This is a genomic window from Clostridium magnum DSM 2767, assembly GCF_001623875.1.
Taxonomy (GTDB): Bacteria; Bacillota; Clostridia; order Clostridiales; family Clostridiaceae; genus Clostridium_AM; species Clostridium_AM magnum.
In genome coordinates this window covers 34,947-60,645 of the sequence record NZ_LWAE01000017.1, presented here as the reverse complement: position 1 = coordinate 60,645, position 25,699 = coordinate 34,947, and the positions used below count along the sequence as shown (strand labels likewise).

Here is a 25,699-nt window from a genome sequence, read left to right as displayed (position 1 = left end):
GAAATGAAATGATTACCTGCGAAATGAGATAATTAAGAAATATGAAAATGAAGAATATGAACCTGTGGATCTGGATTCAAAACTCTGGATACTTGATGGTTATGAGGGAATATTACAGGATGTTCCTGTGTATTATGATAACAGGGATGGCCTCTATATAAGGACAGACAATTTCCAATTAGAAACTGATGAGGATTTTGTGATACTATATGGTGTTGACCACGCACAAACGGACTTCGCAACATTTTTCAACATTAGTTTTACGGCGAAGAATACTGGAACGGCGTTGTAGGAGCCAATATTACAGATGAGTTAAAGTACCCTGCCACCGAGTATTTTCCTAAAGATTATAAAAACTCGAAATATTATTACACAGTAAAGATGGCAAGAAAAGCTGAAGAAGGCAATGAAGTTATAATACCTTATAGTACAGACAACCCAAAGGATCAGCATACGGTGTTGATAACAATGAGGACGCTTATGTAGGTTTCAGGATTTATGCAAACCCAGAGACAAATGTTGCCCCAGCTATCTTTGATACTATCTGGAGTCGCGCAATCTTATTTAGAAAAAAGAAAAACAATAAGAGGATAGTATAAACAACCAATACTGAGTAAAATATAGTTTGCTATAGAAACAGCACTAAAAGCTAGTGCTGTTTTTTCTTGTATCCAAGGTAACATCACATCTTCCCTAAGTTTAAATTTTCTTATACCTAAAGTTCTATGCTCCCCATAGAACATAGAATCCATATAAAAACACACTCTTCGAACTAAAACATATAATAATAATAATGTAGTCTCGGAATCGCAGGCGATGAAGACATGCGATATTGGAGTATGAGTTTTATAACACCAATAGGTCTTATAGCACTCTATACAATCTCAGATTATCAGACCATAATTGATAAAATGGGCTATGTAAATCTTGTTATAAGCTTTGGTGCGCCACGTCCATCAGGTGTAACCCCTGAAAACGGATTTACCTGGGTTGACGCCAGCCACCTCCCTTTAGTCCCTCTTTTCCTGCTTTACAGAAACAATCAAATATCTCCTAACTTCCCGTATACAGCGGAGAATGTTCTCAAAAACGAAATAGTTTCACCGCAAGAAATGGGATAATATTATCCATGTGGTAAATATGTAAACTCTGTATATTTTTATTCATGTTATGATAATGATTCTATGAAAAATGACTAAAATTCTATATTGAGAGATACCGTGAAAAAGCCACCTATTTGGTGTTTGCTGCAGCTTTTGTATCCATGAAACTTAAAATATCTGTTTGGCTGAATAAAAGTTCTTCACTGGAACCGGACTCATTTTCCCATGCATATATTACTACATATTCTCCTTCTCTCAAAACGATACGCTCTGATCTACCAGGAACAAATCTATCTGAGTAATCAATCCAACCTTCAAGAAGCATCTCAGCCAGAAGATCAACAATTCCTGAACCACATATACCTATTGGTTTTGCATTCTGTATAGTGGTAATGATCATCTCATTGTTAACGATTCTAACTGAATCCACAGCTCCCCTACTAGCTCTCATCCCTTGTTTGCTTATACCGCCTTCAAGAGCTGTTCCTGCTTCTCCTGCCACCCTAATCATAAATTCATTATTCCCCAAAACCATTTCACCATTTGTCCCAATATCCATGTACAAAGACAATTCACTTCCTTTATGAATCTGAGCAGTTAACAATCCGCTGATGATATCACCACCAAGATAATTAGCTACAGAAGGAAAGCAATAAACCAATCCGCTAAAAGGCAGTCCAATATCTCTCCCTGAAATAAAGTCGCATCGGTTAAAAGAAGGAGTATATGGTGTATAGAATATAAACCATGGATCAATACCAAATAGGAAATGGATCATTGTTGTATTTCCCCCAATAATTAAAGCTCCTCATTCTGATGGGGAAATTCCTGTCAAGGAATGAATCTTGTCCATAAGTTCTCTAAAGTTATTCAGAGTAGCTTGCTGGATTTCCTTTAAATGATCTTCATTATCCTTCACATAAAAGATTCTGCTGAGTATATCTGCACCATAGGTGGCTTGATGATTTAATATGCTTTCTTCACATAGTACATTTCCAGAGTTTAGATCAACTAATTGCATAACAACAGTTGTGCTTCCAAGATCCGCCGCATAGGCAAAATGCTTATCTGTAGTATTTCCAGTTTCTATTATAATAATTTCTGAGCAATAAACATTTTGAACTATTGTGACAGTTAGTTTCCAGTCAAAATTTCTTAACAGCTTGTAATAAGATTTTAATGTAGAAATAGAAATATATACATTGCCGTATTTAGGCTTTAATGCCTTCACAATTCTATCCTTATCAGCCACTGTATCCCCAACCTCCGGTGGTTTCAATTCAAGGTATTCTTTTCTACATATTGGCTTCATTATTATTCCTCTCCTTAGATTTTGTTCATTATTATACGTAAAATTTCAAATGTTTTTCAATAATTGTGAAATACCTCCAAAACCTTACTTCAAATTACTGTTCTTGATCATAACAGTTGTATATACCTTCTTTCCTTTTTCTTGCTGCATTAGCACTTATAAAAGATCCCTCTACTATATTTTTATAACCTTTCTTTGTAACAATACTCTTAATATAGTCTGCATGTGGACATCTATCAGAATGATAACTCTCATTTACCATACAAGATGATAAGTGAACTACAACTTCATCTTTACTAATATCAGTTTTTTTACTTAATTTCTTAGATAATTGTTCTAATTTTACAGCAACTCCTTTTCCACTGCAACCGCCACAAGTAAAAGAAATATATCTTGTAGTATCCTCATAATCTTTAAAAATCTCTTCTTTGTTATAAAAAGCATTTGTACATGCAAATCCACTGCACCTTCTTTGTGCAATATCGCATTGAATGATAACAACATATTTAGTATTCATACTAATTCCCCCTTTTTTCTTTTAATTATAATTTCAGTCTGGTACAATTAAAAGTATCAGTTTTAACATATTTTATGGTATCAGTTATAGGAGATATAAAAATGATGGAAATTACGCCTATTTTGGATTACTCAAAAAACATCTCACTCTATGTTCAATTATATGAATATATCAAAAAAGAAATACAAATTGGGACCTTTGAACCAGAAACAAAATTACCATCAAAAAGAAAATTAGCAAGTCATCTAGGGATTAGCCAAAACACTATTCAAACTGCTTACGAACAATTATGTGCAGAAGGATATGTAGAAAGTAAACCTCGCAAAGGTATATTTGTAAAAAAACTAGAAGATAACTTGTTATGTAGTCTACCACTTATGGGTAACCCTAATGAAAATATAAAATTGAAGAATACCCTTGAATACCTAATTGATTTTCGTTCAGGCTCTGTGGATACGAATAATTTTCCACACCCCCTATGGAAGAAATTGGCAGTACAATCTTTGTATTCAGACCAAAGCGACCTCTTATTAATAGGTAACCCTCAAGGAGAGGAATGTTTACGTAAAGAGATATCTAAATATCTTTTCCAATCAAGAAGTGTTAGATGTGTTCCAGAACAAATTATTATTGGAGCAGGTATTCAATATCTGATGATATTATTGTCTATGCTGTTAGGTAAAGAGTATACATATGCAATTGAAAACCCTGGCTACAATAGCGTAAGAAATGTTCTTGAAGACCAAGGAGTAGATGTCTACCCTATTCCAATAGATGAAGATGGTATTTGTATAGAAGATTTAAGAAAAAGTCCTGCTAGAGTTGTCTATGTTACACCTTCTCACCAATTTCCTTATGGAATGATTATGCCAGTTTCTCGAAGATTAGAGTTATTGAAATGGTGTGAAGAAAAAGATGGCTATATAATCGAAGATGATTATGATAGTGAATTTAGATATAAGGGAAAGCCAATTCCTTCTTTGCAAGGATTAGATAGCAATGAAAATGTTATTTATGTGGGCACATTTTCAAAATCTTTAATTCCTTCAATTAGAGTCAGTTATTTAGTTTTACCCTCAAAATTGGTGGGGAAATATCAAAAACATTTTAAAATATATGAGCACACTGTATCTAGGCTTCATCAGAATACACTATATAGATTTATGAAGGACGGTCACTTGTTAAGACACATAAGTAAGATGAGAAAATTATATCGTAAGAAACAATCAATACTACTTTCCTCAATTGATAAGCACATGAAAGAAAAAGTTGAAATCATTGGTGAAAAATCTGGACTGCATGTTTTGTTGAAAATTAAAAACGGAATGACAGAAGAAGAATTAATTCAATCTGCTGGTAAGATGAAAATAAAGGTCTATCCAACCTCAATTTATTATGCTGAAGGTGTATCCAATGAATTTCCTATGATTTTACTGGGTTTTGGCAGTTTAACCGAAATGCAGATTGAAGAAGGTATTGGGATATTGAAAAAGGCATGGTGTATTTAGTAAGTATATAAAAAAAGACTTTTATCAATGGGTAATGCTACGGCTCAATATATAGCACAAAAATGTAAGATAACTAAAATTGGTGTGATGCCTATTGTTAGGTTATTTTGAAAAAAAGAGCATTAAAAGTCCCCTTATACTACTAATTCATAATAGTATAAGGGGAAAGAACCATTTGCTTGTAAGAATAGTAAAGAAATCACAAATCTTACTATCATAAACATCAGTCTCTTTAATCTTCTTTATGTATATGTACGTCCATTTGAGGATAAGGAATGTTAATTCCTTCTCTGTCAAATTCAATTTTAACTATTTCCATTATATCAAAATGAACTTTCCAATAATCTTCAGTTTTTACCCAAACTCTAAAGAAAAAATTTATTGAACTTGCATCATGCTTTCCTAAAACTATTTGTGGTTCTGGATCCTTGAAAATTAAAGGATGCTCATTGGCAATCTTCTGCAAAGTTTCTTTTACTTTAAAAATATCATCTTCATATCCAACTCCGAAAATAAAATCTACTCTTCTAGTCGGATTCGCAGAATAATTTATAGTACCGCTATTTGATAAATTAGAATTAGGTATTATTACTTTCTTATTGTCTGGAGTATTTAATATAGTATAAAATACTTGAATTTCCTCTACTGTCCCTGAATAGCCAGCTGCTTCAATATAATCTCCAGCCTTAAATGGTTTTAGTACTAAAATAAGAACTCCACCTGCAAAATTTGACAAGCTGCCTTGCAGTGCTAGACCTATAGCTAACCCTGCGGAGCCTATAATAGCTACAAAAGATGTCATCTCAGCCCCTAACATTGATGCTATAGTTATTATCAGCAATATCTGAAAACATACTTTTATTATAGATAATAGAAATGATTTCAAGGACTTGTCTAAATTAATCCTTTCAAATGTGATTTGTATCAATTTTATGACTCTCTTAATAACATTTAATCCTACGACAAGGATTGTTATTGAAATCAAAATTCTGCTAGCAAAAGTAATTATCAATTGATTTAAACTTTGAAGATTTAAATTACTTAGGTTCATCATATCGCTCCATTCTTTCTAATGTAGTATTGTGCTGTTGATTTAAACGAGAAGGGTCTGAGTGATTATTGAATTTATGAATTTTAATATTGACTTTTGCTTTTAAATCATCTAACTCAGCTTCTAAATCTTCTAGTTCCTGAAGCATCCTTGGTTGTAGTGAATGGGCCGGCATTCTAGATTTAAGTTCGATAATTTGCTCCTCTATTTCTCTAATTCGATTTTTCATTTCTACCCTCTCCTCAAAAGATGATATTGTCAAAAATTTCAATATGATTTCTGACATAACCCTTTTATTTTCAAGATTTTTATATAAATAACTTGCTCCCCCAACTTTTTAGGGTAAATTAAGATTTTTTACATCACAATTTCCAGCAAAGAAGAAAGGAGTGAGCTATAGGCATGATTAATATTTCTACATAATCTACCACAATACTATTTTATTCTTTATTGGAATTGTATTCAAGAGTCACTACAATATAAACATAATAAAAAGCACTCACCTCTAGATTCAGTACTCTTTATTATACCTCAATATTATATTCCCCTAAACTCTCCTAACAGTTCTATATCTGTTTTAATCATTAAATGAACATGATTATCCATTAAACAATAGCAAATAACTTTATAATTTAGCACCTCTTCAAATTCAGAATCTGTAGGCATTGAACCGGTCTATAAAACTCTCTCGAAAAATCCGCGTCATACATTGGTATGCTTTCGAAGTAAGGACACGCATAGGTGTAATAATCATAATACGTGTTGTCTTGGTTATAGCTTGAATCAGTATAATAAGGACACGGCATCCTATAAGTATTATACATATTATCCCTTCTTTATAATAGTGCTACAATATTATAATATGATTTATTACCTAGAAATGTGATATTACGTCAATACTACCTTCCTCAAAGTTTTTACTTAGTTTTTCAATTACGTGAATAGCCACCCCATCGTCACCCATGAGCCTGTTTCCTATTGCTATTATTTTTATTGACATATTATTATTTCTACCGGCTTAAACCTATCACTAACAATATGTGTAGCGCATGATATGCATGGGTCATAAGATCTTACAATTCTTCCTATTTCAACAGGCTGCTCTGGATTTTGAATGTCAGTACCTATAAGTGCCTGTTCTATTACTCCCCTTACTCCCTTTGAATCTGTTGGAGAGCAGTTCCAGCCACTTGGCGTAATAATGTTGTAATGATTTATTACCTTATTTTCAATAGAAACCCAATGAGCCAAAGAGCCCCTTGTAGTATCCATAAGCCCACTGCCTATTGAATTGTCTGGAATCTCATATTGTCTTTGTCCTACTGGTTCAAAGCTGGCTCTTTCAAGCAGTCCTTCAATTATATCTATCACCTTTTTAGCCTCTAAAACTCTTGCAATCGTCCTGTCCATCATGGATATCTTGTTTGGATAGTTACCGCTTAGAATCATTCTGGCAAGAGGTCCTACTTCCATGGCATTACCTTCATAGCGAGGTGCTTTAACAAAGCTGTAAGCCTGAGCTTTGTCCATATCATCTTCTGTAAAGCCACCAAATGGATTACTTTGAACTGTTTCGCCCTTGTACCAGGAGTTATATATATTTTCTGTTATCTTCATTTGATCAAAGGGTTTCACATTGCCATTAATCAAAACTGCTGGCTTTACGTAGCTTACTTCCTTATCCTTATAGGTGTCAAATACTCCATAAGTCATCAGATTCCCATATCCCTGACCCATCTTAAAATAGTCCTTATAGTACTCTGCAATAATGTTGACATCTTCCAGCATCCTGTTATTTATAAAAGCTTTTATTTCGGAAACTAAATACTTTAAATTAATGAGATTAGAAGCATCTAAACTTTCTGTTACCCCTCCAACGAAAATTCCATGATTATGTGGAGCCTTCCCTCCAAGCACTGCCAAACCTTGATGAGCTAATCTGCTGAACTTTATTGCCTCCAAATAATCCTCTGATATTTTCTTGTTTAGAGCTTCCGGAAGCCTTAAATCATATCCTCCCGCTGATGACACCGGCTGAATATCTGGAGTAACTACAAAATCCGGCAAAGTATAAAGATAGAAATGTCTTATATGATTTTGAATAAACTCCCACCCATGAATAATATCTCTCAGCATTTTGTCATTTTCATTTGGATGTACTTTGAGCGCATCTTCAAGTGCAAGAGTTGATGTAACTGAGTGGGCTGTGGAACAAATTCCGCATATTCTCTCAGTAAAATAGATAGCATCAAAAGGCGACCTTCCTAGAAGCATCTTTTCAAAGCCTCTAAATAACAGTCCGCTGCTTTTAGCATCAACTACTTTATTATTTTGGAGTTTCACTTCTATCTCCATAAAACCGCTTATACGGGTTAATGGATTTACTTTTATTGTTCTACTCATATATTCACCTTCACCTCAATTCAAAGTTGGCCTTTTAATATCTCACAAAAGGTTCCATACCGTCTGGAAAAGCAAAATTAGCACAGCCTATGCAGGGTGTATTGTCTCCAATAGGCCAGTTAACACGACCATTCCACTTTCTCGTTGGGCAGTCAGTTCTGGTAATTGGTCCCCTGCAGCCTAATTTAAACATGCAAGTCTCTTCCCCAAGCTTTTTTGCAAAGATTCCATTATTAAAGAATGACCTTCTAGGACATCTGTCATGAATTGTAACTCCGTAGAATAAAATTGGCCTATTTCTATTGTCAACTTCCGGTTTTCCCTTAGTAATTATATGGGCTAAAGTTCCTATAACCCAGGCTGGGTTGCAAGGACAGCCTGGAAGATTAATTACTTCTCTTTTTAGTACATTACTTAAACTAACGCATTCTGAAGGATTTGGTCTTGCAGCTGAAATTCCCCCGCTAGATGCGCAAGTTCCTACTGCCAAAACATATTTAGCCTTCTCTCCTGCCATTTTAACTGCATCCAAAGCAGTTATGTCCTGGCCTTTATATTTAGCTACAATATTATAATTTCCGTTCTTTTTTAATGCAACAGCTCCATCAACCAGCAAAATAAATTCAGTTTTCAAGGTCCTTAAAAACTCTTCAAAGGCGCTTTCTCCTTCTTCTGCCATTATGCTGTTGTTATAAGTTAGATTTACCATTTCCCTCAGAAAAAAAATCACATCAGGATCTGTTGCATTTAGAAGAGAAATGATATTGCCAGAACATCCTGTAGCCTCCAGCCATATAGCATTTATCTTCCGATTTTCTCCGGCTCTGATGCTTCGGATAGCTTCATTAACTATACTTAATGCTGACAATTCCTTATGAGCTGATAAAGGACAGCTTGCCTTACTATTCAACTTATTACCTCCATAAAAAATTAATAAGGAACATCTTAAAAAGTTCTATCTAATTTTATGGATTTCACTCCATATTTCTATGTTCTGCATCATATATTTATATGAAAATAAACGCAAACTTATTACTATTTTGCTTTATATTACACAAATTCTTTATTGAAACATGTAGCACACCATAAAACCTATCATAATAATAATGCTGTAATCACATTTTATTAGGAGGATACTAATGTATTATTCTATACCCAATTTTGTTCCCCAAAATTATTTTAGAATTCACGAAATGAAGAAATCATATAAAACCCTAGAAGAAGCATTAGCTCTAATAAAAGAAGCCATTCAGGGGGAAAGAGAGGATGAGCTTTTTTATGATTACTTACTTTCTTTAGCTCCCACTAAAGAAGAAAAAGATATCATTGCTAGCATCAGAGATGATGAAAAATTTACTGCACCAGGTATTCCATCTATAGATATAATTAAAATGGTACAGTTTTTACCTAAAACATTTTTGTTTAAACCATAATTCCTATTTTTATAATAAATCCATTTAATAAGATACTGCAAATATACAAAATAGTAGTAAGCAGAATTTGTTCACTTCGTTACCAAGTTCTACAAGAGGGCCAGACCCTCTTGCAAAAACTGGAAGTGTAACGAACGGTTTTTGCTTTCTATAATTTTATTCTTTTCTCAAAGTTTCTTTAGGTGGCTCAATTTCATTTGCAATTGTATGTTCAGTAAGTTCAGATAATATTTTTATTTTTTTATTTATTAATGGTCTCATGCAATTTGGTACATGTTCCTGATGTGCTCTGTGAATTGCCACACATTCTTTACAATTTCCATGATAACGACATGCTTTTTTACATGAACAATGGTCCTTATCTTTATATTCTTCACGAAATTCCGAAGCAAACTCTTCCTGCAATCGCAATCCTTCTTTTCTGTCACCACGATGAAATGCCTCCATTGCTTCTATTTCCTTTGGATTATTGTCAATAATCATAATAAAATATTCTCCCTTCAAATTACTATTTACACTAATTTTAATTAACCTTAAATTTGAATTTAAAAATTACTTTTTCTTTTTTACTTTTGGATTTGGAAGTTCTTCATACATCTCCGTAATTAATTGATATAAGAAATCTTTATTATCAACATCACCAACCAAAAGCATTGGTTTTGCACCATCATAAGGCAACTCCTCAATTGCTTCTAGCATCAACTCTCTACTCGACTTGGTTATCTTAACCAAAAGGCGATCATCATATATTCCCCCAAAAACCTTTCCTCGAAAATATAAAATATATTCTCCCATCATTTTTCTGAAAGAAATATCGTCCAGTGTATCTAATTGTCCAATAATAAAATCTAAATATTCTTGACTAGAAGCCATATCTTATCCCCCTCTTCAAATTACTATTTATAATTTTCAACCTTAAATTAAAATTTATCGAATTCCAGATTCAATAAAAGATATTAAATCCTCAACATTATCAAAATCATCATAATCTCCACCAAAAAGTTTCTCCACTTTTATCCTTTTTGAATCCACAACGCTCTAAAATCTTTTGAGAAGCCAAACCTTCTAACTCAGTTTCAGCAATTACACTTGTAACACCATTTTGTTTTAATGCCCACTCACACATTGCTTTTACAGCTTCTGTCATATATCCGTTGTGCTCAAACTCTTTACCTAAACCATAGCCAATCTCAACCTCACCATTTTCATTAGGAATATCTTCAATCCATAGTTTTAATTGATTAGGAGTTAACGGAATAAGCTCTAAACGTTCAGTTTGTATTATCATTTTATTACCTTCCCTAAATAAAATCATGTGCAGATTTTATTAAAACTTTAAAATCATATCATACCATTCAGAAGCACCATGTTCGGATTTTGAAACACCTTTATTTTCAAACCCAAACTTTGAATAGTAATGAATGAGCTTCTCTTTACACGTTAAAATAACACCTTTGCGACCAGCTAATCTTGATACTTCTATCAAATGCTTCATTAATTGTGCCGCAATTCCTAGATTGCGATAATTAAAAATCACATCAAGTCCAAAAATAGTCTGGTAATCTCCATTTGGAATGTGTAGAGTAGCATCGCTAAATAGTTCATCATAGATAGTCGTTTCATTGATTATACACCCATTGATAAACCCAATTATTTTTCCATCAATTTCTGCTACAAAAAAACTTTCTGGAAATGTCTTAATTCGTTGTTCGAATGATGCCTTCGTAGCAGCTTCTGCCTCTGGAAAACATCTTGCTTCCACTTCTGTTACCGCATCTAAGTCTTCTATAGCTACTCTTCTAATTTTAATATCCATTACATCAATCTCCTTTTGTACGAAAATCATTAATCTGCAGAACCATCTCTATAAATAACTTCAAACACTAACTTTCTTGGTATTACTATTCGACATTAATTTCCATATCCCTTTATAGAAAGCATCTTTTCTTAATTATAAATACTCATGTATTGTTTCCAATATAAAATTGCAATTCAATAGCCCAGCAACCTAAATAATATCAGCCACATTAATTAAAACTACTAAATTTTAAATAATATCCATTTACAGGTTTGTAACTCATATTTAATTTCAAACTGTTTCTGTACATTACCAATTAGACTTTGACATCTGAATACAAGCATAGGGTTACCTGCTAGTTTTTCAGTTTCTTTTGTAATAACTTTATCTATTTTTACTACCTTTACTGAATCATCTTCAGCTTGAATCCTAAATCTTAAAGGTCTTATCTCACCTTTATTGCTAGTGTAAGAAACTACTTCAATTGGTTTAACTATAATTTTCATTATAACAACACACCTTTCCCTTACAACATGGAACTCATTAGAGGATACTCTTCCTCTCCTACCCCTCCACACATAGAGCTTAAACCTGATTGTAAAAAACATGACCTAAAAATAGCCTTATAACCATACTTTAGTCTAATTTCATCTACTACTTTATTTAATTTACTATCCTTATAATAATTAAAGGAATCTAATAAGGTATACTGATAAAAATCATTGTTACAAAAATCTGTTATATGTACCCCTAGATGCCTTATTGGGTTACCTTTCCATACATTATCAAACAGAATACAGGTCTCGTCATATATTTTTCTTGTAGAATCTGTAGCTGTACTAAGTTTCTTTTGGCGTGAATAAGAGATTAAATCTGAACCTCTTATACTTACCGCAACTACATTGCAGCAGTTATGAGAATCCCTTAATCTCATTCCAACTGTTTCGCATAAAGATAACAGAACCTTATGTGCAGTATCCTTATCCTCAACATCAAAAGCTATAGTTGTTGAATTTCCTATTCCCTTCATTTCAATATAATTGCTCTTTCTAACTTCTAAATTATCTATACCATTAGCATAGTTCCAAATTAGCTGTCCATGACTCTTAAATATATTTCTTAGTATTTCAACATCATAGTTTGCTAAATCTCCTATAGTGTTAATATTTATCTTATGTAGTTTGGGTGCTGTAGCTCTACCTACCATAAATAGATCCTCCACCGGCAGTGGCCACATCTTTTCCTCAATCTCATGCGGAAATAAAGTATGGATTCTATCTGGCTTTTTTAAGTCAGATGCAACTTTTGCAAGTAGCTTATTGTTTGATATACCTATGTTTACAGTGAAACCTAGCACTCGCTTAATTCTTTCTCTTATGGTTTCAGCCAACTCCATATAATCTGGGTATAAATGCTTCATGTTAGAAAAATCTAAAAAGCTCTCATCTATACTAAATCTTTGGATTTGTGGTGTATACTCCTGTAACATTTGATGCATTGCTGAACTACATTGCATATATAACCAATATCTTGGTGGTACTATTATAACCCCTGGACACTTCAATCTAGCATTAAATAGTGTTTCTCCTGTTTGAATACTATACCTTTTTGCAGAGATTGATTTTGCGAGTACAATACCATGTCTACTAGATTCATCTCCACCTACTACAGATGGTATTTCTCTTAAATCTATTGAATCTCCTTGCTGAAGCCTATACGTTGCCTCCCACGATAAGTACGCTGAATTTACATCTATATGAAATATCAATCTACCCATGTAACATCATCCGTTACATAAAATCTACTAAATTCTAATATTTAGAGATTTATTCCTTATTCGACGCAACCTGTTTTGTCATAAGGCTACTCCAGTTTGATGTGTTGCTCCAAAGGCTTAAATTCCTGCGTAACGAGCAGTACATATCAGCATTATCTTGAATGTGATACTATGCTGATTGTTTATATCTTGAAAGATTTATTGACGCATTTTTATCCCTATCAATTTTATAATTACATGATGGACAAATAAATACTCTATCTTTAAGTTTTAAATCTTTCTTGATTTCACCACAACAAGAACAAGTTTTGCTCAAAGGATAAAACCTATCTGCTTTTACAAATTCAATACCATTAAATCTACTTTTGTATTCTAAAATACTAATAAATTTATGAAAACATTGTTCTTGTATAGCCTTTGATAAGTGTTTATTTTTAAGCATACCTTTTACATTTAAATCTTCAACAACTATTCTGCAATAGGAATAGGTAAGTCTTTGATGTTATCTCCAACTTTTCCCCTCCTCCGCACCGTACGTGAGACTTTCGAACTCATACGGCGTTCCATCAACATTTACTTATTTACTTATATTACACAAATTCCAACTAACAACCGAAGTTTATTAAGCTTTTTCAATTCATTTACATCTAATTTTACTGAATCTTTGTACTTTTTAATTGTTTCCTCTACTGTAGCATGAATCAATTCATGAACACTTTTTGTAACAAAAGTCAGGTTGCTATATTCGTCTTTTCCACCTAGTTCTCTAGGTTTCTTATGGTGACATTCCATATTACCTATTTCTAATACTTTCCCAGTTATGCTACACTTACCATTCTGTCCTACATATAAGGATATTCTATTATCGTTATATTCGGCACTTTGTCCCTGTACGGGATTTTTCATGATATATTGTAGTGTTTTGGGATTTATTTGTTTTAGGTTATCATGGATTAGGTTTCTTCCTTTTGTTGTATAATTGCATATTTCTTGAGTAAAGTTCATTGGATTGAACATTTTAACTCCAGCTATAGGAAATAAAGCTACATTTGATATATACCATTTTTTAAATTTATAGTTACCATAAAATTTGGTATATGTTTTAGATGTAAATCCTGTATCGCTTCGTATTTTGTTAAGTCTTGCATTTAGGCTTTTTCTTACTAAGAAATCTATTCTGTTAAAATCTATACTTACATGAGTTGCTACTTTATAATAGTTGTGCATACCCAATATCGTAGCATTGTACTTTGATATAGTGTCTATCTTTCGTTTCTTTTGTATAGATTTTATTTTTTCCTTTATTTCTTTTATTACATTCTTTATAGCCTTGTCACTCATGTGTGATTTGACTACTGCCTTTCGACCTTTGTTATATACTTTTAATTTAAACCCTAAGAAATTTGAATAATTCTTTCTCAGATTTATAACTCTAGATTTTTCTGGACTTATTTCTAACCCTAATCTTTCTTTTAGCCATGATTTAACTGCAATAAAAGCTTTTTGTGCCGTTTTGTGATTTCTACAGAATATTTTGAAATCATCAGCGTATCTTACTATATACATTTCTTTTAGATTAGTGTTTTTCAACGCTTTATATTTGTTCCAGAATGTATATGTTTTTTGCGTTTCCAATGTTTCCCACTGATTACTAACCCACCAATCTAATTCATTAAGAACAATATTTGATAGTAAAGGCGAGATAATTCCCCCTTGTGGAGTTCCTTTGGTTGGTATTCCTATATTCTTAATTTCAGCCTTTAGAAGCTTTGATATTATACTTAATAGGTTTTTATCTTGTATTCCCATAGTCCACATCTGCTTTAGCAATTTACTATGGTTCACATTGTAGGGTAGGCACCAAACGCCTTGCTATCTTCCGATAGTAGGTTTTCCTGTGCCCCCCTCCGAACCGAACGTACACCTTTCAATGTATTCGGCTCTCCAGCTATTTCTAAAACAGAGTTAATATTTCCCCGTATGTATGTTTACGTGGCATTTATGACATACAACCAGCGTTTTACGCTTAATTGTACTCATTAGCATAACCCAGTTAGGAATTGCAGTACCACGTTTTTTGTACTTGCGGGTAATATCTTTTAATTTTCTAATATGATGAACTTCTAATTCACTTGTATCAGCTCCACATAGCTCACATTGATTTGCGTTAATTCTTTTTATTAATTGTCCACCGATAAAGTTTTGACCAAAAATGTCATTTATTTTGGTCATTGGTTTATCAATTTTCTTTAGGCTATCGTTAAAGTATGTTATTGTTTTTTCTCCATTTTTAGTTTTATATTTCATGCCTATTATATGAAGAGTTCCCGTTCCAATTTTTCTTGGAACGCTAATTCCATACTTGTTAAACACCTTTTTTACAGAGGACTTTTCTTTTCGAGCTATGGTTTTAATCATGCTATAATAGTGATAGTATTTAAATGTTGCTATTTTTTTACTGACATCAGTTGCTAAACAATAATAGTTATATAATCCTCGTATTTCTGCATTGTAGGAATTGATAATGTCCAATACTGGTAGATTTACTTTTGCTACGAAAGGATATGATACTCCATGTTTTCTGAAGGTTTCTAGCTTTTTATTAATAGCTTTGCTTGGAACTAACAGTTGTATCGTTCCGTTTGCCGACCTTTTCTTTCGACCAATAGAATCTATAACTTGCTTTGTGTTTTCATGAGTTTTTGATACTTCATAACCTAGAAATTTAACCCTTTGGTGACTCAGATTTGTTATCATTGTCTTTTCTTGGCTTAGTTCTAGTTTCAGTTCATTTTCCATGAAGAAGGCTATTTTATTTTTGATTTCTACAGCTAGTGCTTTACTGCCAATAATACAAACAAGAAAGTCATCTGCATATCTAGTGTAATTTATTCGTATAAAATTACTATCCATAGGGTCTAGGGCATTTATCGTCTGCATTTCCTTTAATATTTGATTGGCTTTTTCATAATCCCCATTCTTATTAGCTTTCCATCTCTTGCAATTAAGTCTATGATATTCTGGATTTACTTTCTTTTGTTTTCCTTTTGAAAACTTTTTACATAGTTCCTCCATATACTTATCAAATTCATGCAAGTAGATATTTGCGAGGATGGGACTGATAATTCCACCTTGAGGAGTTCCAGAAAACGAATTATGCATTTTTTCAAATTCAAGGTATCCTGCTTTTAGAAATCTTCTGATTAACTCAAGTAGTCTGCCATCTTTTATTTTTTTTGATAAGATTCTGATTAGCACATCGTGGTCGATGTTATCAAAGCAGGCAGTTATATCACCTTCAATAATCCAGTTTGTACCTCTGCATTTACTTTTTATTTGATATAGTGCGGTGTGACAGCTCTTGTTTGGTCTAAAGCCATGCGATGAATCGCAGAATATTGGTTCATAGATTGCTTCAAGTAGTTGTCTTATTACTTCCTGTATCAGCTTATCTGTAAATGTTGGTATACCTAGAGGTCTCATTTTACCGTTCTTTTTTGGTATATAGGTTCTTCTGACAGGTTGTGGGTAGTATTGTTCGAATTTCAACAATTCTATCACATCAACAATTGTCTGCTTTTTAAAGCCGTCAATTGTTTTTCCATCAATTCCTTGAGTCATATTACCTTGTTTAGCATAGATTTTTTTATATGCTCTGATATAGAATTCTTCGTTAAAAAGATTTCTGTAAATTCTATCAAATACATATTGTTCATCATTTTCAGATTTCTGTTTTAGTATTGATAACACCGTTTCAGCATTTTGCATTTCGCATACCTCCATTTGTTTATCAATTAAATAACCTGTTGCCCTTCGCATAGTGGCGGTAGCCACATTGTACAAGGCTTTCCCTTGCTCCAACTACTATGACAACTCCGTTACCATGTCGGATTTTCAGTGCCATCTTTCTTGGATTTTATCCTTGAAATTTATCACCATTTGGCATTGCACATAGCAATGAATTATGCATTCCGATTTAGGTAATCTCCGTTTAAATATATTGGCACGATTTGGTGTAATTTAGGTTCCCGTTCATTTCTTTTACGTGTTTCTTACACGCTGGGAAAACATAGGAGAGTACAGATGTCTTCGACAAATACATTTGTATATGTTTTCCATGTACGCATCAATCAGTATTTAGTCATGTTTCTATGCCTCCGTACATCTTGGACTTTTAAAGCAAAGAAATTGGGTTTAAAGCAGTTTAGCTTTTACCGTGTTACACATTGGTCTTGCATATCACGCTTATACACTGATTTCAAACGTATATGCTTTTCCGTCATGCTATGTTCCTCTTTACCTTTCGGTTACGAGTAAGACGGCTAACCAATTGGATATCTCTCTAATCCAATACCGCTTTCGGCGGTGCCAATACATCCTTACGGACGCACGTCGAAGAATCCTTTAATATCAATGTCAACCACATAATGTAGATTGTTCTTTTGCATTAAAGCCATACTTCGTGCTATTGCGTGATGTGTATTTCTGTTCGGTCTAAAACCATAACTATGTTTATGAAATTTAGCTTCACAGATGGGTTCAAGGATTTGTTTTATGCATTGTTGTATTAACCTATCTTCTATCGTAGGAATACCTAGAAGTCTTGTTTTACCTTCTCCTTTTGGTATTTCTACTCTCCTAACTGATTGCGGTTTATAGTCATCCAATCTACTTTTTACATACTCTACCAATTTTCGAGGATTATTTTCGCCAACTTCTATAATTGTAGTATTATTACTGCCTTTTGTCTTGCTACCTTTATTCTTTTTAATATTTCTGTATGCTAAAAGTATATTTTGTTCATTTATGATTAGGCTCAGTAAATCATTGAATTTCTCTTTTCTAGAGCTTTTAGTATATAAGTTATCATATAACTCTTGAATGTTATAATATTCATTGTTTCTTAGTAATCTTTTCTTCTTCAATTTCAGTTCATTGGTTGCCATTAGTCGATTAATCACCTCATTAACTAGGTTTTCATCTCTCTTAGTCTTACAAGAACCTAATAATTATTGTGTTTATAAGTTTTATTGTAAATGTTGACTTGTGTCTATCCCTCCACCATTTATTATTACGGTTTCATAGGTACTGTGACACTACTTTCACTGATATTAAAGTAAGTTATAGCAGTTTGCTTTTCCTTACTACCATTTCTTAGGAATTAAGTCCTCCATGTTATCAGCTTTCCACGTTCCAGCAATCTTATCCTTACATATACTTTTAGGTTGTTCCTTTGAGCCTACTTGCTTGATACTGCCTGTAACAGTATAAGGTTTTTCATAAAACCTAGTTTTACTGACCCTCACAAATCCTACATTTTTAGTAGTTAAAGCATTTCTACTTTATAAACCTCTAGACCCTTCCATTCGGAATTTCGTCAGTTACTGATTTATTTGTAACATTCTAACCATGAGTATTTTATGGACTTCCGACCTATAGGCTACGCCATTCACCTCTGAATAGTTTTCGTGTATTTCTACTTACGGTAGCTCTCAGCCGACTTCACCGAGCTTTTAACAAAGATATACTTAATTATACCTATGCTAATCGGATATTAAAGAAAGCCCTTCAAGGCGTTACCCTTTCATTTGACTTTTCAAATTGCTAGTTCTCTTAATCTATTAGATTAATGGCTTAAATTTTCATTAAGCAACGTGTCGCACAGGCTTGGTCTTCACGATTGCAGTTGTTGTTTGATGGATATGGTTTAAACGTATATTTGAAAGCCTTCTTTGAATAAGTTTTATTCCTCTTTCAAGTTTTTTAATATTATTAGTTTTAGTAAATTTATAACGGTTTTCACCTTCCTTTCCTATTTGAATTTTACCTTTTTCATATTTTCTTGAAACTTGTTTTTGTTTTCTTTTTAATTTCTTTCTTAATCTCTTACTCTCTTTAGTTTTATTAATATTTTTAAAGGGTTTTTCTATATTGCTAACTATCGCTAATTTTTTTAGTCCGAGGTCTACTCCGATTGATATATCTGTATTTTTGACTACAGGCTCTTCTTTTTCTATACCAACAGATATATACCAAAACTTCCCGTCAAAACTTACTCTTGGATTTGTATATTTAACATCCATAGGTAATTGCTCTACTGTTTTAACCCATCCTACTTTTTCAATTAATACTGTATTATCTTTAACTTTTAGTTTATCTGTATCGTTGTAGAATGATGGTTTGCTTTTTTTTCTGCTCTTAAATCTTGGCTTATCGGCTAACCCGTTAAAGAATTTTTTATAAGCATTACAAGGGTCTTTTACAGCCTGCTTTGCCACATTATTAGATACCTCATTGAGCCAATTAAGTTCTGATTTCTTTAGAATAGTTAGCTCTTTTCTTAAATCTCTATCATTAATGAATTTACCACTATTTTTATAATTTTCCTCTTGTCTTGCAAGTGTCCAATTATAAATAAACCTTGCTGTACCAACAGATTGCCATAATTTTTGTTCCTGTTCTATATTAGGTATAATTCTAACTTTCTTCGCCAGTATCACTCTCTAACAACTCCTTAATCATGTTTTTAGCCTTATTAGCTCTCTTGCCTTGCAATCTACAACTAAAAACTGTAACGATTTGAATTAAATCCTCAACTAATTCCTGTTCCTCTGTTTTTTCAGTATTATCTATAGTTTCAATAGTAGTATCATTATGATGTGGTTTTAATTCCCATTCATTATCCCATAGTTTTAAAGTTTAGATACTTTTACCTCCTGATTTTTTTTAAAACTGTTATTCTCCTCTATAAAAGTCTTAATTTCTTTATACCAAGAACATATGTTCCTTCATTCTATTATATACCATCTTTTCACATTTTATAAGAGGTTATTTAAAATATTTTTAAACTAGAGAAGTCTACCCCTTAGATATAACTCTGTGCGATAGACTTTTACCTTGTCCCTTATTTTAGCTAGTATAGAATATTAAGCTTATAGTTACTATGACAATTTAAATGAACTGGATGAAAAAGAAACCTTGATAAAAGAATTTTCTAATTTCTTTTATCAAAATGTAGCTTTATGGTGCACTGCTACTGATCTTTTTATAGTAGGGGTACCGCCAACATTTCCGACAAAACCCACTCTAAGAGATAAAATGGAAAAACATCTTATAATTCACTCACTTTAAGAAATAGTAATCTATATTACATAATGGCATAATTTACGTGCTTTATATATTTGCAAAGAAAACTTTGCAAAAAATATTGACAACAAAACTTGTCATGATATAATAAAATTACCAAGTATACTTGTCAATAATTAAAAGGTGGAATATATATGAATAAGGATGAAATTTTAGAAAAAAGCCGAAAAGAAAATAAAGATGAACGTGAACAATACATTGGGAAAGCAGCAAACGAAAACTCTTATCTGGCAGTAATAATAGTATTTTCAACTTTATCCATAATTCTTTTCGTACAAAACCTTCTTACAGGGAAGGCCTTTGCTGATTACAGAGTATTTTCTTTGGCTTTGTTGATTGGCATGAGTGGGCAAACCGGAACGCTTTATTATTATCATCGTGATGATAAAGTGTTTTTAATAAGTACTATTTTAGAAATAATTGGAGCTATTAGCTGTTTAGCTTCGATAATTGGAACTGGTATGGGGTGGTTTTAATTGGCAAGATCTAAAAAAGAGCAGGTTGAAGAACTTGTATTACGTAATAATTTAAAGGAAGTTAGGACAGAACAAAAATTATCTCAATCCCAATTAGCAGAAATGGTAGGTGTATCCAGAAATACAATTAGTTCTATTGAGACAGGGCAATTCAACCCTACCGCAAAATTAGCACTTATTCTTTGCATTGCATTAGATAAAAAATTTGAAGAATTATTTTATTTTGATTCCTAAATTTCAATTTATTAATGTAATGACTAAATGAACTGAATTTTATCATAAAGTATGTTGTATTATCCTTATCTTGTTCATAAACAAGAGTTTAATGCTCTTGTTTAATTTGTGTACCATAAACGGTCGTTTTAGGAACTAAAAGAGTTAGTTACTTTTTTAGTTCCTATTTTCTTTTTTATCTCCATAACTCTCTACTGAATGATTTGACTTAATCTTTTCAGAATGGATTTTCACCATTTAAATTACATAACCTTGCTCAGCCGCACCGGTTCATCGTGAAAACTTTAACGTAGATTATTTTATTTATCATAGATTTCTATAATAAGTATCAGCTACTTTGTTATAATAGTATTATTAAAAAACTTATATTTTTATAAAGGTTATTTATTAGAGTTAGGAGGAGCATTTAGCATGAAATACAAGATATATATTGTTGAAGACGATATATCCATAAGCAGTTTATTAAAGGATTATATAGAGAAATATGACTTTACCGTTAAACTCACCAAAAATTTTGACAGCATAATGGAAGAATTCAATTTTTTTAAGCCTGATCTAGTATTAATGGATGTTAATTTACCTAAGTTTGACGGGTTTTATTGGTGCAGGAGAATAAGAGAATTATCAATAGTTCCTATCATTTTTATATCTGCGAGAGAAAGTGGAATGGATCAAGTGATGGCACTTGAAAACGGTGCAGATGATTACATAACAAAGCCTTTCTATTCTGAAGTTGTACTCGCTAAAATTAAAAGTCATATTAGGAGAGCCTTTGGCAATTACGCTGTTAATACTGATGAGAGAGTTGTAGAACTAGACGACTTAAAGTTTTATCCAGAAAGATTAGAACTTAAGTTTAAGGAGAAAACTTTAGTTATTACAAAGAAGGAAGGAATACTCTTAGAATGTCTTATGAAAAGCTATCCTAGAGTCGTTAGCCGAGATTATCTCTTAGAAAAAATATGGGATGACACAGCTTTTGTTGAGGAAAATACCCTCAATGTAAATGTAACAAGACTGAGAAAGAGACTTCAAGAGTTTAACATTGGAAATGAAATAGAAGCTATAAGAGGTGTTGGCTATAAATTAAATAAGAACTGGTAGGATGTGTTATAAGATGAAACTATTTTTAAAAGATAGCAAAGGATACATACTTATATATTTTTTTAGTATTGCTTTAACCTTATTTTACTGTACTCTTATGAATTATATTGAATTTCCAGAGATTTTATATATAATCTTGTTTAATTCCTTTATACTTCTATGTTTTTTAGCTTTAAGATACTACAAAACTAAGGAAGTTTATGAATTCTTTGAAAAAGGATTAAATTCTATTGAGGAGTCTGCCTTAGAGTTTGGAGACTCTTTAGCTGGCAAAAATATATCAAAGCTTTTAAAGCAACAGTATAAACTATACGAAATTAAAATTCAGCAATACAATAAAAAGCAAAATGAACATTTAACATTTGTTAATCAATGGGTACATCAGATGAAGACTCCTCTTTCTGTAATACAGCTTCAACTTGAAGAATATGCCGGTGATCCTCTTGCAGAAAGTATTAATGAAGAAATTTCTAAAATGAATAAAAACTTAAACTTAGCATTACACTTTGCACGGGTAAATGCTTTTGAAAAAGATTTTGTCATTGAGAAATTTAATTTACAGCAATTAGTTTTAGACACTGTAAATAATGACAAAAAACTCTTTATAAAAAACAAAATATTGCCAAAAGTAGATATTGATAAAACAATTGAAATTTATACTGATGGAAAGTGGATAAAATTTGTATTGGAACAAATCATAACAAATGGTATTAAATATTCAAAAGGAAGAGGTAAAACTTTAACTATACAAGCCTATATTCAAGAGAATAAAATTGTACTGGAAATTATCGATGAAGGAATTGGCATACCAACTAAAGATATAAAAAGAGTTTTTGATCCTTTCTTTACTGGAGAAAACGGAAGAAAATATGGAGAGTCTACAGGTATGGGCCTGTATATTGTAAAGAAGGTATGCGAAAACTTAGAACATAAAGTAGAAATAGAATCTAATGTTAATGATGGTACTAAACTAAAAATAATATTTTCTAGAATTGAGTAATGTCATACCAAAATGTATTGAAAACTCAACTAAAAAGGATATGTATTATAGATGATATATGTCCTTTTTAACTATGCACTTACCTTACATACATGTAATAAAACTGTAAGGAAATTAAATAGCTATAATTAATTAGGCTTATTATAATTTAATATGTAAGCAGAAAAAGAAAGGAGAGAGAAGAATGGAAATTTTAAAGGTTAACAACTTAAGTAAAGTATACGGCAAAAAAGTACTTTTTAATGCTTTAGACAATATAAGCTTTACTATAGAAGGCGGTGAATTTGTTGGAATAATGGGACCCTCCGGCAGCGGTAAAACTACCCTCTTGAATATGGTTTCAACTATAGATAAACCTACTTCAGGAGATATCTTAATTAAAGATAAGAATCCTTTAGTTTTAAGAGGAGATGAACTTGCACTATTTAGAAGAAGAGAGTTAGGTTTTGTTTTTCAAGACTTTAATTTGCTAGATACTTTGACCATAGGTGAAAATATTATCCTGCCTTTAACCTTGGATGGCATTTCTGTAAAAGAACAGGATAAAAAGCTTCAAAGAGCTGCTGAAATATTGAAAATAGAAAAGCTGTTAAACAAGAGAACCTATGAAGTTTCTGGTGGAGAGGCTCAAAGAACTGCTATTGCAAGAGCCTTAATACATGATCCTTCAATCCTTTTAGCAGATGAACCTACCGGTAATTTAGATTCAAAGGCTTCAAAAACTGTTATGGAATTATTTGTAGAAATAAATAAAGTAGCAAAGGTTACTACTATGATGGTAACCCATGACCCCCTAGCCGCTAGTTACTGTCATAGAATATTGTTCATAAAGGATGGAGCTATATACAATGAAATTTATAACGGAGGCAGCAGGCAGCAGTTTTATCAACAAATAATCGATGTACTTTCAATGCTTGGAGGTACAAACTAATGAAATTTACTCAATTTGCTTATAAAAATGTATCAAGAAATATAAAAGCATATTTTGTATATTTTCTTAGCATTTGTATATCCTCAGCCTTATTTTTCTCTTTTACTATGTTCTTGTTTCATCCAAATAAAGGACAGTTCAAATCATATATTGAAACATCGATTTTAGTAACAGAAATTATTGCATATCTCTTTTTATTTTTCTTTGTATTTTACTCTGTAAGCGTATTTTTAAAAAGTAGATATAAAGAATTTGGAATTTTATATATTATAGGTATCTCTAAAAAACAGCTTCTAAATATGATCTTTGCTGAAAATATTATAATAAATTCAGTTGCTACTTTAAGCGGTATAGTAATTGGTCTAGTTTTTTCGAAAATATATTTAGTAGTCATAAAAAAGCTTTTTAGGCTTACCTCCTTAAGTTTTTATTTTCCAGTAAAAGCAATAGTAATTACTCTATTGTCCTTTATACTATTAGGAGTATTAGTGTCACTTTCCACTTCGGTTATTATAAAAGAAAAGGAAGTATTAAAGCTTCTTAAAGCCACAAAAGCACCTAAAGCAGAGTATAAGGCCTCTATATTTCTAGCACTGCTGGGATTTATACTCTTAATGCTCGGATATAATTTGTCCTTAACTTCTAGCAAAGAAAACATTGATAAAATTATTTTACCCATAGTAGCTATGATTATCTTTGCAACCTACTTATTATTTTCTCAGTTTAGCGTTTTCTCCATGGGATTATTAAAAAGAAACCGATTATTTTACTTGAAAAACACAAACCTCCTTTTAATTTCAAACTTGTTTTATAAGGTAAAAGATAATTCGAGAATGTTTTTTTTAGTAGCCATAACCTCTTCAGTTGCTTTTACTTCTATTGGAATCAGCTATGCCTTTTGGAAAAACACTTTAGGAAATATTGAAAAAAGATATCCTTATGATTTTACCTATACTACTTATAGTAATGCAGCTAAAGTTAAAGAAGAGATTTCCTTCCTTGAGGCTACACTAAAAGAGGATAAGTATGATTATAAAAAAGTTATACTTCAAAAAAGCAGCTATACTTCAAAGGACAATGATGTGCTTACCTTGATTAAGGAAAGCACTTATAATCAATTGGCAAATCAATTAAACCTTAAGCCTATATCAGTAAATATAAATGAGGCTATTAAAATTCAAGACTCAAATGCCAATAAAAGAACTGCTATAGAACTTTATGGAAGCTTATTAACTATATCAAATAAAGTTGTAAACAACATAATACCTGAGTCCTATGACAACATATATGTAGTTCATGATATGATCTTCGATATGATTGAAGCTAAAAATAAAGCTTCAACCATGTATACCTTTCAAGTAAAGGATTGGTCTGACACCTATAAAGTGTATGATAAATATGCAGAAAAATACGGTGATGACAAGTATAGCCTATTATTATCAAAATCTCATATATACGAAACTGAAAAGAGAGCTTATGGAGTTGTAATGTTTTTATCAATTTTTGTAGGGGTTATATTCTTTGTTGCTTCTGGAAGCTTTATATACAATAAATTTTATATGGATGAGGAAATCGATAAAAAGAAATATGCTCAGCTTAATAAAATCGGTGTTACCTATAAGGAAATAAAAAGAGTAGTAACCCTTGAAATTGGAGTATTGTTTTTACTCCCTTATTTAGTGGCAGTAATTCATTCCACTTTTGCCCTGACTACATTAAAAAAGCTTTTTAATGTAAATGTTACTGAAGCATCATTTTTAGTCATGGGAAGCATTTTGTTAATTCAAATCCTATACTTCCTAATTATAAGAGGAAAATATTTATTAGAAATTCGAGAACAATTAATAGATTAATTTTTGTGTCATTCATTTAAACATCTTTTTAGTGCAATTATCATACTTAGTTT

The 25,699-nt window shown here is 32.0% G+C and carries 24 protein-coding genes and 6 pseudogenes; 10 read left to right on the top strand and 20 right to left on the bottom strand.

What is annotated here, in order from left to right:
• Positions 1-64 precede the first annotated feature (64 nt).
• Both CLMAG_RS33345 and CLMAG_RS29495 read left to right on the top strand, forming a co-directional pair.
• Positions 65-292 carry a hypothetical protein gene (locus CLMAG_RS33345; RefSeq protein WP_066631033.1) on the top strand — a complete coding sequence of 76 codons (228 nt, stop codon included), beginning with the start codon at positions 65-67 and terminating at the stop codon, positions 290-292.
• Positions 293-839: 547 nt separating this feature from the next.
• Positions 840-1,121 carry a hypothetical protein gene (locus CLMAG_RS29495; protein WP_139264200.1) on the top strand — a complete coding sequence of 94 codons (282 nt, stop codon included), beginning with the start codon at positions 840-842 and terminating at the stop codon, positions 1,119-1,121.
• Between the two features lie 112 nt (positions 1,122-1,233).
• Here CLMAG_RS29495 and CLMAG_RS34845 read toward each other — a convergent pair.
• Both CLMAG_RS34845 and CLMAG_RS29480 read right to left on the bottom strand, forming a co-directional pair.
• Positions 1,234-2,418 (bottom strand): annotated as a pseudogene (locus CLMAG_RS34845) (ASKHA domain-containing protein).
• A gap of 91 nt (positions 2,419-2,509) precedes the next feature.
• Complete coding sequence (locus CLMAG_RS29480; RefSeq protein ID WP_066631026.1) at positions 2,510-2,932, bottom strand: CGGC domain-containing protein; 423 nt, start codon at positions 2,930-2,932, stop codon at positions 2,510-2,512.
• A gap of 101 nt (positions 2,933-3,033) precedes the next feature.
• Between CLMAG_RS29480 and pdxR the strand changes: the two genes are divergently transcribed.
• The gene (pdxR, locus tag CLMAG_RS29475; protein ID WP_066631024.1) at positions 3,034-4,440 is read left to right on the top strand and encodes a MocR-like pyridoxine biosynthesis transcription factor PdxR; all 1,407 of its coding nucleotides are present in this window, start codon (positions 3,034-3,036) and stop codon (positions 4,438-4,440) included.
• 232 nt (positions 4,441-4,672) lie between these two features.
• Here pdxR and CLMAG_RS29470 read toward each other — a convergent pair whose 3' ends face one another.
• From CLMAG_RS29470 to CLMAG_RS29455, 5 genes are all read right to left on the bottom strand, one after another.
• The gene (locus tag CLMAG_RS29470; RefSeq protein WP_242873179.1) at positions 4,673-5,494 is read right to left on the bottom strand and encodes a mechanosensitive ion channel family protein; all 822 of its coding nucleotides are present in this window, start codon (positions 5,492-5,494) and stop codon (positions 4,673-4,675) included.
• Positions 5,478-5,720, bottom strand: coding sequence for a hypothetical protein (locus tag CLMAG_RS33340; RefSeq protein WP_066631020.1), 243 nt, complete (start codon positions 5,718-5,720; stop codon positions 5,478-5,480). The genes CLMAG_RS29470 and CLMAG_RS33340 overlap by 17 nt, the downstream gene beginning before the upstream one ends.
• Positions 5,721-6,365: 645 nt before the next feature.
• Positions 6,366-6,491: a hypothetical protein gene (locus tag CLMAG_RS34590; RefSeq protein ID WP_278331921.1), complete on the bottom strand. Its 126-nt coding sequence runs from the start codon at positions 6,489-6,491 to the stop codon at positions 6,366-6,368.
• Positions 6,482-7,894, bottom strand: coding sequence for a nickel-dependent hydrogenase large subunit (locus CLMAG_RS29460; RefSeq protein ID WP_066631018.1), 1,413 nt, complete (start codon positions 7,892-7,894; stop codon positions 6,482-6,484). Before CLMAG_RS29460 ends, CLMAG_RS34590 begins: the two co-directional genes overlap by 10 nt.
• A gap of 34 nt (positions 7,895-7,928) precedes the next feature.
• Positions 7,929-8,804 (bottom strand): hydrogenase small subunit, encoded by an 876-nt coding sequence (locus CLMAG_RS29455; RefSeq protein WP_066631016.1) that lies wholly within the window; start codon positions 8,802-8,804, stop codon positions 7,929-7,931.
• Between the two features lie 283 nt (positions 8,805-9,087).
• Here CLMAG_RS29455 and CLMAG_RS35140 point away from each other — a divergent pair.
• Positions 9,088-9,246, top strand: a pseudogene (locus CLMAG_RS35140) (ferritin-like domain-containing protein); the annotation flags it as partial.
• Positions 9,247-9,483: 237 nt separating this feature from the next.
• Here the strand turns inward: CLMAG_RS35140 and CLMAG_RS29445 are convergent.
• The 13 genes and pseudogenes from CLMAG_RS29445 to CLMAG_RS31315 form a co-directional block, all read right to left on the bottom strand.
• Entirely contained in the window at positions 9,484-9,810 is a 327-nt protein-coding gene (locus tag CLMAG_RS29445; RefSeq protein WP_066631013.1) for an LPS biosynthesis protein, read from the bottom strand.
• Between the two features lie 69 nt (positions 9,811-9,879).
• A complete protein-coding gene (locus CLMAG_RS29440; protein WP_066631012.1) occupies positions 9,880-10,200 on the bottom strand; it encodes a TfoX/Sxy family protein in 321 nt (106 codons plus the stop codon).
• A gap of 109 nt (positions 10,201-10,309) precedes the next feature.
• A complete protein-coding gene (locus CLMAG_RS29435) occupies positions 10,310-10,615 on the bottom strand; it encodes a GNAT family N-acetyltransferase (protein ID WP_066631011.1) in 306 nt (101 codons plus the stop codon).
• 39 nt (positions 10,616-10,654) lie between these two features.
• Positions 10,655-11,143, bottom strand: a complete 489-nt coding sequence (locus CLMAG_RS29430) for a GNAT family N-acetyltransferase (protein ID WP_066631009.1) — start codon at positions 11,141-11,143, stop codon at positions 10,655-10,657.
• Positions 11,144-11,367: 224 nt separating this feature from the next.
• Complete coding sequence (locus CLMAG_RS29425; protein WP_066631007.1) at positions 11,368-11,631, bottom strand: hypothetical protein; 264 nt, start codon at positions 11,629-11,631, stop codon at positions 11,368-11,370.
• A gap of 20 nt (positions 11,632-11,651) precedes the next feature.
• Entirely contained in the window at positions 11,652-12,902 is a 1,251-nt protein-coding gene (locus CLMAG_RS29420) for a DNA polymerase Y family protein (RefSeq protein WP_066631005.1), read from the bottom strand.
• A 169-nt stretch (positions 12,903-13,071) separates the two neighbouring features.
• Positions 13,072-13,377: pseudogene (locus CLMAG_RS29415) on the bottom strand (RNA-guided endonuclease InsQ/TnpB family protein); the annotation flags it as partial.
• 110 nt (positions 13,378-13,487) lie between these two features.
• Complete coding sequence (locus CLMAG_RS29410) at positions 13,488-14,747, bottom strand: reverse transcriptase domain-containing protein (protein ID WP_073393199.1); 1,260 nt, start codon at positions 14,745-14,747, stop codon at positions 13,488-13,490.
• Between the two features lie 120 nt (positions 14,748-14,867).
• Positions 14,868-16,670, bottom strand: coding sequence for a group II intron reverse transcriptase/maturase (gene ltrA / locus CLMAG_RS29405; protein WP_066631001.1), 1,803 nt, complete (start codon positions 16,668-16,670; stop codon positions 14,868-14,870).
• 623 nt (positions 16,671-17,293) lie between these two features.
• Positions 17,294-17,848, bottom strand: a pseudogene (locus CLMAG_RS29400) (reverse transcriptase domain-containing protein); the annotation flags it as partial.
• Between the two features lie 198 nt (positions 17,849-18,046).
• Complete coding sequence (locus tag CLMAG_RS32845; protein ID WP_161487064.1) at positions 18,047-18,208, bottom strand: hypothetical protein; 162 nt, start codon at positions 18,206-18,208, stop codon at positions 18,047-18,049.
• Positions 18,209-18,553: 345 nt separating this feature from the next.
• Positions 18,554-19,402, bottom strand: a pseudogene (locus CLMAG_RS29395) (RNA-guided endonuclease InsQ/TnpB family protein); the annotation flags it as partial.
• Positions 19,380-19,550: pseudogene (locus CLMAG_RS31315) on the bottom strand (IS607 family transposase); the annotation flags it as partial. The pseudogenes CLMAG_RS31315 and CLMAG_RS29395, both read right to left, overlap by 23 nt.
• A 632-nt stretch (positions 19,551-20,182) precedes the next feature.
• Here CLMAG_RS31315 and CLMAG_RS29390 point away from each other — a divergent pair.
• The 6 genes from CLMAG_RS29390 to CLMAG_RS29365 all read left to right on the top strand — a co-directional run bounded on the left by CLMAG_RS29390 (position 20,183) and on the right by CLMAG_RS29365 (position 25,646).
• Positions 20,183-20,524, top strand: coding sequence for a DUF6442 family protein (locus CLMAG_RS29390; protein ID WP_066630998.1), 342 nt, complete (start codon positions 20,183-20,185; stop codon positions 20,522-20,524).
• Positions 20,525-20,758 (top strand): helix-turn-helix transcriptional regulator, encoded by a 234-nt coding sequence (locus CLMAG_RS29385; protein ID WP_066630996.1) that lies wholly within the window; start codon positions 20,525-20,527, stop codon positions 20,756-20,758.
• A gap of 411 nt (positions 20,759-21,169) precedes the next feature.
• Positions 21,170-21,862: a response regulator transcription factor gene (locus CLMAG_RS29380; protein ID WP_066630994.1), complete on the top strand. Its 693-nt coding sequence runs from the start codon at positions 21,170-21,172 to the stop codon at positions 21,860-21,862.
• 13 nt (positions 21,863-21,875) lie between these two features.
• On the top strand, positions 21,876-22,862 hold the full coding sequence (locus tag CLMAG_RS29375) for a sensor histidine kinase (protein ID WP_066630992.1): 987 nt from the start codon (positions 21,876-21,878) through the stop codon (positions 22,860-22,862).
• Between the two features lie 184 nt (positions 22,863-23,046).
• Positions 23,047-23,793: an ABC transporter ATP-binding protein gene (locus tag CLMAG_RS29370; protein ID WP_066630990.1), complete on the top strand. Its 747-nt coding sequence runs from the start codon at positions 23,047-23,049 to the stop codon at positions 23,791-23,793.
• Complete coding sequence (locus CLMAG_RS29365) at positions 23,793-25,646, top strand: FtsX-like permease family protein (RefSeq protein ID WP_066630989.1); 1,854 nt, start codon at positions 23,793-23,795, stop codon at positions 25,644-25,646. The genes CLMAG_RS29370 and CLMAG_RS29365 overlap by 1 nt, the downstream gene beginning before the upstream one ends.
• The last annotated feature ends 53 nt before the right edge of the window (positions 25,647-25,699 follow it).